Annotated in this window: 14 protein-coding genes; 7 read left to right on the top strand and 7 right to left on the bottom strand. The window is 67.8% G+C overall.

Going from position 1 to position 13459, the window contains the following annotated elements:
- Positions 1 to 76: 76 nt before the first annotated feature.
- Both QRM95_RS15360 and QRM95_RS15355 read right to left on the bottom strand, forming a co-directional pair.
- Positions 77 to 1117 (bottom strand): NAD(P)-dependent alcohol dehydrogenase, encoded by a 1041-nt coding sequence (locus tag QRM95_RS15360; protein ID WP_285248404.1) that lies wholly within the window; start codon positions 1115 to 1117, stop codon positions 77 to 79.
- Positions 1118 to 1266: 149 nt separating this feature from the next.
- Positions 1267 to 2283: a zinc-dependent alcohol dehydrogenase family protein gene (locus tag QRM95_RS15355; RefSeq protein WP_285248403.1), complete on the bottom strand. Its 1017-nt coding sequence runs from the start codon at positions 2281 to 2283 to the stop codon at positions 1267 to 1269.
- 140 nt (positions 2284 to 2423) lie between these two features.
- On the opposite strand from QRM95_RS15355, the gene QRM95_RS15350 reads away from it, so the two are divergent.
- From QRM95_RS15350 to QRM95_RS15320, 7 genes are all read left to right on the top strand, one after another.
- Positions 2424 to 3317 (top strand): helix-turn-helix transcriptional regulator, encoded by an 894-nt coding sequence (locus QRM95_RS15350; RefSeq protein WP_285248402.1) that lies wholly within the window; start codon positions 2424 to 2426, stop codon positions 3315 to 3317.
- Between the two features lie 51 nt (positions 3318 to 3368).
- Positions 3369 to 4016, top strand: a complete 648-nt coding sequence (locus tag QRM95_RS15345) for a hypothetical protein (protein WP_285248401.1) — start codon at positions 3369 to 3371, stop codon at positions 4014 to 4016.
- Positions 4017 to 4337: 321 nt separating this feature from the next.
- Positions 4338 to 5453, top strand: coding sequence for an ABC transporter substrate-binding protein (locus QRM95_RS15340; protein WP_285248400.1), 1116 nt, complete (start codon positions 4338 to 4340; stop codon positions 5451 to 5453).
- On the top strand, positions 5450 to 6304 hold the full coding sequence (locus QRM95_RS15335) for an ABC transporter permease (RefSeq protein WP_285248399.1): 855 nt from the start codon (positions 5450 to 5452) through the stop codon (positions 6302 to 6304). Before QRM95_RS15340 ends, QRM95_RS15335 begins: the two co-directional genes overlap by 4 nt.
- Complete coding sequence (locus tag QRM95_RS15330) at positions 6280 to 7050, top strand: ABC transporter ATP-binding protein (RefSeq protein WP_285248398.1); 771 nt, start codon at positions 6280 to 6282, stop codon at positions 7048 to 7050. The genes QRM95_RS15335 and QRM95_RS15330 overlap by 25 nt, the downstream gene beginning before the upstream one ends.
- 61 nt (positions 7051 to 7111) lie before the next feature.
- Positions 7112 to 8491, top strand: a complete 1380-nt coding sequence (locus QRM95_RS15325) for an LLM class flavin-dependent oxidoreductase (protein ID WP_285248397.1) — start codon at positions 7112 to 7114, stop codon at positions 8489 to 8491.
- A 113-nt stretch (positions 8492 to 8604) separates the two neighbouring features.
- Positions 8605 to 9027 (top strand): universal stress protein, encoded by a 423-nt coding sequence (locus QRM95_RS15320; RefSeq protein WP_285248396.1) that lies wholly within the window; start codon positions 8605 to 8607, stop codon positions 9025 to 9027.
- Positions 9028 to 9105: 78 nt separating this feature from the next.
- Here QRM95_RS15320 and QRM95_RS15315 read toward each other — a convergent pair whose 3' ends face one another.
- The 5 genes from QRM95_RS15315 to QRM95_RS15295 form a co-directional block, all read right to left on the bottom strand.
- Positions 9106 to 9501 (bottom strand): (R)-mandelonitrile lyase, encoded by a 396-nt coding sequence (locus QRM95_RS15315; RefSeq protein WP_285248395.1) that lies wholly within the window; start codon positions 9499 to 9501, stop codon positions 9106 to 9108.
- A gap of 40 nt (positions 9502 to 9541) precedes the next feature.
- Positions 9542 to 10768, bottom strand: coding sequence for an MFS transporter (locus QRM95_RS15310; RefSeq protein WP_285248394.1), 1227 nt, complete (start codon positions 10766 to 10768; stop codon positions 9542 to 9544).
- 71 nt (positions 10769 to 10839) lie between these two features.
- Positions 10840 to 11736, bottom strand: a complete 897-nt coding sequence (locus tag QRM95_RS15305; RefSeq protein ID WP_285248393.1) for a DUF817 domain-containing protein — start codon at positions 11734 to 11736, stop codon at positions 10840 to 10842.
- Positions 11729 to 12547, bottom strand: a complete 819-nt coding sequence (locus QRM95_RS15300) for an oxygenase MpaB family protein (RefSeq protein ID WP_285248392.1) — start codon at positions 12545 to 12547, stop codon at positions 11729 to 11731. Before QRM95_RS15300 ends, QRM95_RS15305 begins: the two co-directional genes overlap by 8 nt.
- Before the next feature lie 83 nt (positions 12548 to 12630).
- Positions 12631 to 13395, bottom strand: a complete 765-nt coding sequence (locus QRM95_RS15295) for a hypothetical protein (protein ID WP_502934977.1) — start codon at positions 13393 to 13395, stop codon at positions 12631 to 12633.
- Between the last annotated feature and the right edge of the window lie 64 nt (positions 13396 to 13459).

Below are 13459 nucleotides of genomic sequence, written 5' to 3'. Positions count from 1 at the left end.
TCGTCCTTCACCCACGGTTTAAGCACTACGGCGGGCCGGCCCCTTTCGGAGCCGGCCCGCCGCACATGGTGGTGCTTTAGAGGGTGGCGGTATCGATCACGAACCGGTACCGGACGTCCGAGGCGAGGACCCGCTCGTAGGCCTCGTTGATCTTCTCGGCCGGGATGACCTCGATCTCGGCGCCCAGGTGGTGCTCGGCGCAGAAGTTGAGCATCTCCTGGGTTTCACGGATGCCGCCGATCATGGAACCGGCGAAGGAGCGGCGGCCCCCAATCAGGGCGAAGGCGTTGACGGGAAGCGGCTCGGCCGGGGCACCGACGTTCACCAGCGCGCCGTCCAGCTTCAACAGGCCCAGGTAGGAGCTGATCTCGATCGAGGCGCTGACCGTGTTGATGATCAGGTCGAAGGATCCGGCGAGCTCGGAGAAGGTGTTCTCGTCGCTGGTCGCGTAGTAGTTGTCGGCGCCCAGGCGCAGCCCATCTTCCTGCTTCTTCAGCGACTGGGACAGGACCGTCACGTCGGCGCCCATGGCGTGGGCCAGCTTGACGGCCATGTGGCCGAGTCCGCCCAGGCCGACGACGGCGACCTTCTTGCCGGGGCCGGCACCCCAGTGGCGCAGCGGGGAGTAGGTGGTGATGCCGGCGCACAGCAGCGGCGCGGCAACGTCGAGGTCGATGCCCTCGGGGATGGTCACCACGAAGTCCTCGGTGACCACGACGTGGGTGGAGTAGCCGCCCTGGGTGATGGTGCCGTCGCGGTCAACGGCGCCGTAGGTGCCCACGTTGCCCTTGAGGCAGTACTGCTCCTCGCCCTTCTGGCAGTTGACGCATTCCTTGCACGAGTTGACCATGCAGCCAACGCCCACGCGGTCGCCAACGGCGTGCTTGGTCACGGCCGAGCCAACCTCGGTGACGATGCCGGCGATTTCGTGGCCGGGGACCAGCGGGTACTGCTGCGGGCCCCAGTCGCCGCGGACGGTGTGGATGTCCGAGTGGCAGATGCCGGCGAACTTGATTTCGATCATGACATCGTGCGGACCCACCTCGCGGCGTTCAATGGTGGTGGCCACCAGGTCCTCCGTTGCGGACGGGGATGCATAAGCCTTGACGGTAGTCATGGTTCTCCTCTGATCTGTTGGGGGATAACTCGATGCTACAAGGGCTTCCCTGGTGAAACCCTGTGTGTGGGCGCAGCCAGGGTGGCCCTGTTGTAACTGGTCTTGGGAGTCCTACCCTTGCCGGCCGCCTGTCGAAGGCAGGACCGTGGTCACGGGCGCAGCAGCACCTTGATGGCCCGGCGTTCGTCCATGGCCTTGTATGCGTCCGCTGCCTGTTCCAGTGGCAGTTCAAGGTCAAAGACCTTGCCGGGATTGATCTCGCCGCGGAGGATCAGGTCGATCAGCTCGGGCAGGTACTGCCTGACCGGGGCAGGGCCGCCATGCAGGTGCACGTGCGAATTGAAGAGGTCCCGGCCGGGGAGCGCCACATCATGGGAGACGCCCACGAACCCTACGTGGCCTCCGGCGCGGGTGGCGTGGATGGCCTGCAGCATTGATTCCTGGGTGCCCACGGCTTCGAGCACCGAATGCGCGCCAAGGCCGCCGGTGAGTTCCTTGATCTTCTTCACGCCTGCGTCGCCACGTTCTTCGACAATGTCGGTGGCACCGAACTCACGGGCCAGGGCCTGCCGGTCGGCATGCCTGGACATGGCGATGATCTTCGCGGCGCCCATCTGCTTGGCTGCGAGGATCCCCAAGAGCCCCACGGCGCCGTCGCCCACGACCGCTACGGTCTTGCCGGGGCCCACCTCGGCCGCCTTGGCGGCGAACCATCCGGTGCCCAGGACATCGGAGGCGGCAAGCAAGGATGGGATCTGTGCGTCGTCGGGAATTTCCGGGGTGGCCACCAAAGTGCCGTCCGCCAGCGGGACGCGCAGGTATTCGGCCTGGGCGCCGCCCACGCCCTGGCGGTGGACGCAGCCGCTTTGGTAGCCGGAGCGGCAGATCTCACAGGTGTTGTCCGAGGCGAAGAAGGACCCCACGACGAACTGGCCGGGCTGGACGTTCTTCACGTCGGCGCCGATTTCTTCGACGATGCCAACGTACTCGTGGCCCATGGGCTGCGGCCGGGCCAGCTTGTCGGCGCCCCGGTAGGGCCACAAATCGGACCCGCACACGCAGGCGGCCACGAGCTTGATGACTGCGTCAGTGGGCCGCTGGATGGCTGGCTTGTCACGATCCTCGACGCGGACGTCTCCGGGGGCGTGCATGATGGTTGCGCGCATGCTGGGTCCTCCAAATGCTGAAAGGCTGAAAGCGGACAATCCCATGAAACCCGCATCGCGGGCAGTTGGCGAGGGCCCTGCCCTAACTGGTTTTGGCAGACCCTCCTTAGGGTTCGCGGAATCGTCGTAACGTGGTCCCTATGGATAACCGAGCCGAGGTACGGCAGTTCCTCTCCTCCCGCCGTGGACGCATCACCCCCGAGCAGGCAGGCATTGAACCGTACGGCGGCCGGCGCCGCGTTCCCGGGCTGCGGCGCGAGGAGGTAGCCCGGCTGGCGGGCGTCAGCGTGGACTATTACACCCGCCTGGAACGGGGCAACCTCAATGGCGTCTCGGACAGCGTCCTGGATGCCATTGCCGGCGCCCTGGAACTGGACCGGGCCGAGCACGACCACCTCTACGACCTGGCCCGGGCAGCCAACACCTCGGGACGCAAGCGGGCTGCGAGCGCCGGCGGTTCGGCGTCCACGGCGGTGCGGCCGGAGCTGCAGTTCCTCCTGGACACCATCACGGGGGCGCCGGCCTTTATCGGCAACAACCGTTTGGACATCGTGGCCGCCAACACCCTGGGGTATGCCCTCTACTCGGACATGTACCGCACTCCGTCGCGGCCGGCCAACCACTCGCGGTTCATCTTCCTGGACCCCCGCGCCCACAACTTCTATACGGACTGGGAGCGGGCAGCGAACACCAACGTGGCCATCCTCCGCCGCGAGGCCGGCCGCAACCCGCATGACAAGGGGATCGCGGAACTCATCGGCGAACTGTCCATGCGCAGCGACGAATTCCGCACCCTGTGGGCCGCGCACAACGTCCGGCGCCACTATGCGGGCACCAAGTTCTTCCAGCACCCGGTGGTGGGGCTCCTTGAGCTGAACTACCAGGTCCTCGGACTGGAGGAAGACCCCGGACATACCCTCACGGTGTATCCCGCAACCCCCGGCAGCGCCTCCGAGGAAGCCCTCAAGCTCCTGGCGTCCTGGGCGGTCACCGAGAACATTGCCGGCTTGGCCCAGGGCCACGTACGGGCCTGACACCGGACCCTTCGTTCCACCCTCCGACCAAAGAAAGCCGGCGACCTGCCCGTGCGTGACCTGAGAGCTGATCCGTTCGTCATTGAGGGCCTTGAACAGCTCAGCCGTGAGGCTTTTGGCCCCGCCGGGTTTGCCCGTGGCGCGGAGGAAGTGGTGCAGGTGCTGGTCCACCGGGGCTCCAGTACCCTTGGCCACGGCTATGCCCGCACCGGCGGCAAACTTCGTGACCTTGTGGATGGCAAGGAAGAGTTCTCCTACGAGGCGCTGATCGTATGGCTGGACGAATACCGCAGCCGGGCCTACGAACCGGGTATCGGAACCTGGACCTCGGCGGAGGTCCATGTATACCCTGACCGCCCCGGAGCCGTGGAACTGTTTGATGAAGAACTTCTCAAGAAGACGGACGACGGCCGGTGGCACCCCGGCGCGGAACCGGCTGGTGCGTCCATCTGGGCACGGCAACTCCTGGCCTACCCCCGGACGGCGGACTGCATCCCTGACTGGATGTGGGCCATCTTCACGGCGGAAGGGGTAGACCCGCCGCTCTACAACCCGCAGTTCGGGGCCGTCGACTGGAACAACAGGCGCCGGCCGGTGGCACGTTGGGGGACGGATACCGGCGCACGGCCGGCGGTGATCGACCCTGCGCTGGAACCGGGGTTCTTCCAGGGCCTGGGCAGGAAGCTTTTCCGCACCTGACGCCGGCCCCTCGCGGACGTCCAGTCACATTAACGTCCGTTGCGGTTCATGGCGCCGGGTTGCCTGCTTTGTCTCCAGGATGGCGCCATGAGTAGTGCCGTTTCGTCGCGTTGAGCGTCCGTTGCGTGATGCTGGCCAAGATCCCGCAAGCCGTGTTTAGGTGTTTCCACGGCACCGGCCAAGCCGTACGCACCACCTGGGACATCAGCGCAAAACCACGCACCCAGCGCCGTTCAGGCACCCCCACCAACCTCCCACGCCCACCCGGGCACCCATCCCGGGTGCCGTCGTCGTACCCGGAATCTTCCCGAAAGGAACACCATGTCCTTCCCAGCATCCCCGCCCCGACCCGGCCCCGCTCGGGCGTTTACCCGCCGCCGCGCCCTGGGCGCCCTCCTGGCCCTGCCTGCCGCGGGGCTGCTCTCAGCCTGCGGCGGTGCCGCCACCGCGGGCGCCGAACGCATCAGCCAGTCATCCCTTGGCCCGCTGGGCGCCTCCGTCCCCGCCGGAACCACCATCACGGTGGGAGATCCCAGCATCAAAGTGGCCCTGGAACTGTCCGGCCTGATCACGGACCTGGACGGATTTACGGTGGAATTCGCCAACATCTCCGGCGGCCCGCAGACCACCGAGGCCTTCCGCGCCAACGCCCTGGACGTCGGGTCAGTGGCGGACATTCCGCCCATCCACGCCACGTGGACCGGGCTGGACGTCCGCATCATCGCCGCCGGCTACCGGCAGGACGCGGTGAACCATCCCATCTACGAGCTCGGTGTGGCACCGGGAGCCGGCATCGGCAAGCTCGAGGAGTTGCGCGGGAAGAAAGTGGCCTACTCCCCCGGCCAGGCACAGGGCGCCCTGGTGCTGCGCATCCTGGACAAAGCCGGCCTCAAGCAGGAAGACGTCAAGCTCGTGGAGCTCCCCAGCACCGGGGACGCCTACGCCACCGCGCTGGCCAGCAAGCAGGTGGACGCGGCTCCGCTGGGCGGCGTCCAGATCAAGCGCTACCTGGCCAAGTACAAGGCCGACGGCGCCACCACCCTCCGCCACGGGCTCCGCGATGATCCCAGCCTCCTCTACTCCCCTGCCAAAGTCCTGGCCGATCCCGCCAAGGCCGCCGCCCTTGCCGCCTACGCGAAGGTCTGGGGCAAGGCGCAGCGCTGGATTGAGGACCACCCCGCCGAGTGGCTGTCGGGCTACTACGTCAAGGACCAGGGCCTGTCCCGTGAGGATGGCCAGTACCTGATCGACGCCACGGGCAAGCGCGACCTGCCCACCACGTGGACCGACGCGATCGCCCGGCACCAGGAAACCATCGACCTGCTGGCACGCGAGCAGAAGAAGCCGCAGTTGACGGCGGCGGACCTGTATGACACCCGCTTCGAGGCCATCGCCGGCACGGCGTTCGCCTCCGCCGCCAAGGGTGGCGCGGCATGAGCGCGGTACTGGACCGTCCCGTCGTCGCACCCCACCAGGACCCGGCGCAGGCTGGCCGTCCGGACGTGCGGCCCGCGGGCAGGAGGCTGGGGCCCGGACGACGACGGCGGCTCGCCTGGGTGGGTCCGTCCGCTTTGCTGCTGCTGTGGACAGCCGCGTCCGCCACCGGGGCGCTGGATCCGCGCATCCTCTCCGAACCCTGGACCGTCGTGGCCACCGCCGGTGAGCTCATCGCCGACGGCCGGCTCCAGGAGAACCTGGCGATCTCCGCCCAGCGCGCCGGCCTGGGACTGTTCTTCGGCATCCTGGTGGGAGCGGTGCTGGCCCTGCTGTCCGGGCTGAGCCGGATCGGTGAAGCACTGATTGACGGTCCGGTGCAGATCAAGCGTGCCATCCCCGGCCTGGCCCTGATCCCGCTGCTCATCCTGTGGTTCGGCATCGACGAGACCATGAAGGTCCTCACCATCACCCTGGGCGTCTTCGTCCCCGTCTACCTTCAGACCCATGCCGGGCTGCGCGGCATCGACCTGCGGTTCGTCGAACTTGCCCGGACGGTGGGCCTGGGCCGGGCCGGCTTCATCCGCAAGGTGGTCCTCCCCGGCGCCCTGCCGGGCTTCTTCCTGGGCCTGCGCTTCGCGGTGACCGGCGCCTGGGTGTCCCTGGTGGTGGTGGAACAGATCAACGCCACCAGCGGGATCGGCTACATGATGGAGCTCGCCCGCACCTACGGCCAGACCAACATCATCATCCTGGGCCTGGCCGTCTACGGCATCCTTGGCCTCCTCTCCGACGGAATTGTCCGTTTCATCGAACGAAAGGCCCTCTCATGGCAGCGCACCCTGGCGGGCTGACCGCCGTCGCCCCCTCCCCCGCCGGCACCAAGTCCGGCGCCGCTGTTTCAGTCCGCGGGCTCATCCGCAGCTTCGGTACCAAGAGTGTCCTGGACGGTGTGGACCTGGACATCGCGCCCGGCGAATTCGTGGCCCTGCTGGGACCCAGCGGCTGCGGGAAGAGCACCCTGCTGCGTGCCCTGGCCGGCCTGGACCACGAGGTCCGCGGCAGCGGCGTGATCAGCGTCCCGGACCGCGTCTCCGTGGTTTTCCAGGATTCCCGGCTGCTGCCGTGGGACACCGTCCTGGGCAACGTCACCCTGGGTATTCGCGAGCACGACGCCGAGGCCCGGGCGCGCAAGGCCCTCGCCGAGGTGGGGCTCGCCGGGCGCGAAAAGGCCTGGCCGCACCAACTCTCCGGCGGCGAACAGCAGCGCGTGGCGCTGGCCCGCTCCCTGGTCCGCGAACCGCAGCTGCTGCTGGCGGACGAGCCGTTCGGTGCCCTGGACGCGCTGACCCGGATCAGGATGCACGGCCTCCTCCAGGACCTGGTGGCAGTCCATCGTCCCGCCGTCCTGCTGGTCACCCACGACGTGGACGAGGCCATTGCGCTTGCTGACCGGATCGTGGTCCTGGACCAGGGCCGGATCGCCACAGTCCGGCCCGTGGCGCCACCCATCCGCACCTCCGCCGACGCCGCCGGACACGAGGCCCTCCGCCGCGATCTCCTGGCCGCACTCGGCGTCGATGCAACGGCGGGCCACTGACCCCGGTGGCTGCGCCTGCCAAAACCCACGCCCCTTCCCTCCATCCAGCAAGGAAACAGCCATGACTGCCAACAACCAGCCCACCGACCGCCAGCTTCACCTCAACGCCTTCCTGATGAGCACAGGCCACCACGAAGCATCCTGGCGGTTGCCGGAAAGCGACCCGCACGCGGGCACGAACATTGGGCACTACCAAAAGCTCGCCCAAACTGCCGAGCGCGGCAAACTCGATTCGATCTTCTTTGCCGACTCCCCCGTCCTGTTCGGCGAGGTGGGCCGCCGCCCGGCCGGCAAGCTGGAGCCTACTGTGCTGCTGACGGCCATCGCCGGCGCCACCGAACACATCGGGCTGATCGCCACCGCCTCCACCACCTACAACGAACCGTTCAACCTGGCCCGCCGCTTCGCCTCGGTGGACTGGGCCAGCGGCGGCCGCGCCGGCTGGAACGTGGTAACCACCGCCGGCCCCGACGCCGCCCGGAACTTCGGCGTGGACGATCAGCCCGCCCACGCCGTCCGGTACGAGCGTGCCGCCGAATTCATCGAGGTGGCGCAGAAACTCTGGGACAGCTGGCAGGACGACGCAGTGCTCGCAGACAAAGCCGCCGGCGTATGGGGCGACGCGGACAAGATCCGCACCATCGACCACCACGGCACGCACTTCAAAGTCCGCGGTCCCCTCAATGTCCCCCGCTCACCGCAGGGCCATCCCCTGATTGTCCAGGCCGGATCGTCCGAGGACGGCAAGGACCTCGCCGCCCGCTACGCGGACGCCGTCTTCACCGCCCACCAGACCCTGGCCGACGCGCAGGACTTCTACCGCGACCTCAAAGCCCGCACCGCCGCCGCCGGCCGCGACCCGCAAACCATCAAGATCCTGCCGGGCATTGTCCCGGTCATCGGTGCCACCGAGGAGGAGGCCCTGGAACTGGAGCGCGAACTGGACCGGCTGATCAAGCCGGAGTACGCCCGGATCCAGCTGGCCAGGACCCTCCGCGTGGACCCGGAGGACCTGCCCCTGGACCGCCAACTGCCGGCCAACCTGCCCAGCGAGGATGAGATCGAGGGGGCAAAGAGCCGCTACACGCTGATCGTGCAGCTGGCCCGCCGCGAGCAGCTCACGGTGCGTCAGCTGATCGGCCGGCTGGGCGGCGGCCGCGGGCACCGCACCTTCACCGGTACGCCCGTACAGGTGGCGGACGCCATCCAGGAATGGTTCGACGGCGGCGCGGCGGACGGATTCAACATCATGCCGCCGGTGCTCCCCTCCGGGCTGGAAACCTTCGTGGACCAGGTGGTTCCCATCCTGCAGGAGCGCGGACTGTTCCGCACCGAGTACACCGGACGGACCCTGCGGGAGCACTACGGGTTGGCGCGTCCGGAAAACCGGTACGCCGGAACTGCCGCCCCTGAACTGGCCTCGATCGGTTCGGCGTTCTGATGGACAGGCAGCGGCGGCGTTTGCGGCAGCAACTGTGTGATACCGAAGCATGACGGGGGTACTCCCTAGACTGGCAGGTGGACATTGCGCCAGGACTAACGAAGGAGTGCAGGATGAGTGGAGTAGTGGTTGTAGGCGTGGACGCGAGCCCGTCGGCACGGAAGGCTGCGGAAGTGGCCTTGGGCCTGGCGGAATCGCTGGGCGCGTCACTGCATGTGGTGACCGGGTTTGAAAGCGAAACCGCCGAAACTTTCGGCGTGGGTTCGGACAAGGTCAGGATTTCCAATGCGGACAGCTCGGAGATCGTGGCGAGGGACCTGGCCAACTCCCGGCCCGGAGTGGAGGTCACCCACTTCGCTGCCCGGGGCAAGCCCGCCGATTCCCTGATCAAGGAAGCGATCCGCCTGGACGCCCGGTTGATCGTGGTGGGCAACCGCAGGATGCGCGGCATCGGCCGGCTCCTGGGCAGTGTCGCCAACAGCGTCGCGCACAACGCCCCGTGCGATGTCTACATCGCCAACACCTACGACGACTGACGCTCCCCCGCGACGAGGAGAGCGGACGGCGCCGGATTCTTCCGGCGTCGTCCGCTCTTTTCCTGCCCGGGGCGGAAGCTACGCTCCGTACTCCTCGTCAGTGACGTGGCCGAGCCAGGTGACCACCTGGCCGTCCGCGTCGGCTTCCTGCATGGCCACGTGCGCCATGAAGCGCTCGGGGGTGGCCCCGTGCCAGTGTTCCTCGCCGGGCTCGATGTAGACCACGTCGCCCGGACGGATTTCCTGGACCTCGCCGCCGCGGCGGGCAACCAGCCCAATGCCGTCGGTGACGTAGAGGGTCTGGCCCTTCGGGTGGTGGTGCCACGCGGTGCGGGCGCCCGGGGCGAACCGGACATGGGCGCAGCCGATGGCCGACTGTTCATCGGGGTTGCGGATCCCGTCGATCTGCACCGTTCCCGTGAACCATTCCTTTGGCCCGGCGCCGGTCTGGCCGCCGCTCTTGGTGAACTTCATGGTCTCCTCCTGTTGCTTCGGTTAACTGGAAATCTGTTGGTCACGCCGACCGGCGAGTGGCCCGGGCTGTCACGACCACCAAGGCGGCCGCGACGGACAGGACTGCTGCGCTCGCGATGAAGGTGCCGCCGTAACCGGCGGAGTCGAACAGGACACCGCCCAGGGTTGAGCCGATGGCGATCGAGGTCTGGACTACGGCCACCATCAGGCCGCCGCCTGCCTCGGCGTCGTGCGGCATGGCCTCGGCGATCCAGCTCCACCAGCCCACCGGCGCGGCCGTTGACAGCAAGCCCCACAAACCCAACAAAACCACCACGGCGGCGAACCAGCCGCCGGCCGGCACGAGCAGCGCCGCAATGACGGCCATGAGCGCGGGAACGAAGGCGAGCGTCCGGTACAGGGCTTTCCCCAGGAACCGGCCGATCAGCATGGTGCCGGCAAAGCCTGCCACGCCAAGCACCAGCAGGACCAGGGACACCGTGGCGGCATCAACCCGCGTAACCCGTTCCAGGAACGGGCGGATGTAGGTGAACAGGACGAACTGTCCCATGAAGAAGGACCCGCATGCGGCCATGCCCCAAGCCACCGGGCGGTTCTTGAACGCGGCGAAGATCGCCAGGACGCTGCCTGCTTCCCGCGGCTTGTCCACCGACATGGACGGAAGGCTGAACCACTGCCAGGCCAAAGCAACGGCGGCCAATGGAACCAGGCAGAAGAAGGCCGCCCGCCAGCCCATGACGGCGCCCAGCCAGCTGCCCAGCGGGGCGGCCAGGACGGTGGCGAGGGCATTGCCGCCATTGAAGATCGCCAGGGCGCGCGCTACCTGGTGGGGCGGGACCAGCCGCATGGCGGTGGCCGCGGAGAGGGACCAGAATCCACCGATGACCACGCCGATGAGGGCGCGGCCGGTCATGAAGATCAGGTATCCCGGCGCCAGGGCCACCAGCGCCCCGGAGACCGCCATCAATGCCGTGAGGCCCAGCAGCACGGCCTTGCGGTTCAGGTTGCCGGCCAGGCGGGAGACCGACAGGCTGGTGAGGACCGCGAACAGGCCGGACACCGAGATGCCCTGCCCCACCATCCCCTCGGAGACCTGGAGCTCCGCTGCCATTGGCGTGAGCAGGCTGACCGGCATGAACTCGGAGGCGATCAGGGCGAAGACGCACAGCGACATCGCAAAGACGCCTCCCCAGTGGGCCTGGCGATGCTCGCTGCCGTGGGTTTTTTGCGGCGTGCTGGTTCTGCTGGTTGTGGTTTCGGGAGGCATACAGTCCATCAAAGCGTGGTCCCGAAGCCGTAGCGAGGGCCCTGCTGAAACGGGTCTTGGCAGACCCCCTTTTAGCGCCGCGATGCAGCCGACGGAATGTCCCGGCGTCGCATGCCTCGTGGTTCCGGCGGCCGGGGTTTGTAGACCCAGGCCACCAGCACCACGGAGATGAGCATCAGCAGGAACCAGGCCACGAGTTTCTCCAGGCCCACCGGATGCCAGCCGGCGGCCTGGCTGGGGTAGAGCCAGGCCCCGGACCAGGTGGCGATGTTCTCGGCGATCCAGATGAACAGGGCCACCAGCAGGAAGGAGGCCACCAGCGGCATGCGGAACTCCCTGCGGAAGACACGGAAGTGCATCACGCAGCGGCCATACACAATCACGACGGCGGCCAGCAGCACCCAGCGCAGGTCCCAGATGTAGTGGTGGGTGAAGAAGTTGGCGTAGATGGCGCCGGCGAGGACAGCCGTGATCCAGCGCCTTGGGTAGGCATCGAACCTGAGGTCGAAGAGCCGGTAGACGCGCACCATGTACGAGCCCACGGCGGCATACATGAAGCCGCTGAAGAGCGGTACAGCCCCGATCCGGAGGACGCCCTCGGCCTCGTAGGACCAGGAGCCGACGTCTGTCTTGAACAGTTCCATCACTGTCCCCACCAGGTGGAACAGGACGATGACGCGCAGTTCCTTCAGGGTTTCCAGTTTGAACGCGACCATGAGGACCTGGATGACGACGGCGGCGAGCGTCAGGAAATCGTTCCGCGCCAGCACCGCTGTGTCCGGGTACCACAGCCGGGCGGCCATGAGCACGGCCAGGAGCGCTGCTCCGAAGATGCAGGCCCAGCCCTGTTTGAGGCCGAAAACGGTGAACTCGGTGAGCCGTGCCCTGGCGCCGCGGGCCGGGGCGGTGGCCAGGAAGCGGCGGGCGTAGTCGTCGATCCTCTGTTCGACGGGGGTGGAACTACGCACGGCTCCCCTGGCGCTGCTGCAGCCGGCCGGTCCCGCGCAGGTCCTTGTCGAGTTCGCCCAGGCAGTAGTCCTTGAACCAGTGCCGGGTTCGCCGTGGAAGTTTGGGGTAGGCCACCGCCAGGACGCGCATGGTCAGGTTGAATCGCCGTTCGTGACGGTCGCTCCAGGTGAGGCCGAAGTCCTTCCGCAGCTGGCCCGGCAGCAGCCCGGCGGTCAGGAACCGGGCCGAGGGCATGATGGCCCGGTACCAGAGGGCGGTGTTTTCCGGGTACAGCAGGCCACGGCCAACCTGGGCGCCTTCGGCTTCCACCCGCAGGGCGGCGAGCTGCTCCTGCCAGTAGCGGCCGAACGCGTCCCGGTCCGCAGGCCACATGGCCGCCGGAACCTGCAGTGCCGTACCGAGCCGTGCATAGTCCCGGTACATGGCGTCCGCGGCCGCGTCATCGAGCGGGCCGTAGATCTTCTCGATGACGGTGAGCGCTGTGTCGTAGAGCGTGGCCGCCACCCACAGCTGCAGCGCGGGATCGAAGGCGCTGTACCCGGCGGACGATTCGTCGGGAGCCCGCCGCACGGGGGCGTGGGCCCGGTTCACCCTGCGGCGCACCTCATGCACCTGCTCATCAGTTCCGTACACGACGGCGTAAACGTAGGTGAGCGTGCCCTTGAGCCGGTTGACGGGACGTTCGGTGAAGGTGCTGTGTGCCGCCACCCCGCGGCCGATGGCGGGGTTGGCAAGCTGCAGCAGGATGGCCCGTCCCGCCCCGGCGAGCAGGATGCCTTCCGCCCGGTAATCGGCTGCTTCCTGCACCATGTGAAAAGGGTACCGGAGGGGCAGGACGGCAGGGCGGGGCGTTGGTCCCCCCATTGGCCGGGCGGCCCCCTGCCAGCGTCCGGCTAGTGCTGCACGGGCCGCAGCGACGTGATCATTTTCCTGATGTCCGAATACTCGGCCGTGCCCCGGTACTTCCGTGCGAGTTCAAGGTACGGGAGCGACTGGTCTCCGGGCGTCGCGTTGTTGTTGGGATCATAGGACGCACCGAACATGGCAGCGTTTGGGGGCCACCTGAAGAACTGGAAGATGGGGCACGCGTCCGGTCCGCTGGCCGCCGGTCCCGAGGTGATGCCGTAACCGGCAGCCGGGGTGCTGTAAAGGCCGGGGGTCTGGGCATTCGCACGGGATTCGAACACGAACTCCGGCACCACTCCGCCCTGGACCAGTGCCGGGACGTCCACTGTGTCCAGGATTTCGTAGGGGTACCTTTCGGTGCAGGTCGATCCGGTGGCCATGTTGGTCCTCAGCGTGGCCATAAACTTTCCGGCCTGGTTCCGGACCTCGGCGAATGCCCCGCCACCCTCGGCCAGTTCCCCCGCGGGGTCCTTGACGCGCCAGTCGGCGGGAAGGTCGAACGCCATGGTGCCATCCGCCGTCGTAAACGTGGTCCAGGCCGCCGCAGCGGAACCCGCCGCGGGAGTGCCGGGCACGGCTGATGCTGCAGACGGAACCTCCGACGGCGTCGGCAGGGCGGCCCCGGTCGCCGGTGCGGAGGCAGCAGAGGAGGACCGCGAGGGCTGTGGGCTCGCCGGCTGCGGTGAGCATCCGGCCAGCAGCACCACCACAAGGACGGCTGCCGCGAGGGACGGTTCGAACCTGCGCACCACACCTCCCCGGGCCCGACGATGACCCCTCAAGTGTGGCGCCATATTCCCTGGCGGAGGAGGGCCA

It is taken from the genome of Pseudarthrobacter sp. efr-133-R2A-89 (assembly GCF_030209315.1).
Classification (GTDB): Bacteria; Actinomycetota; Actinomycetes; order Actinomycetales; family Micrococcaceae; genus Arthrobacter.
This window is presented reverse-complemented; position numbering and strand designations above follow the sequence as displayed.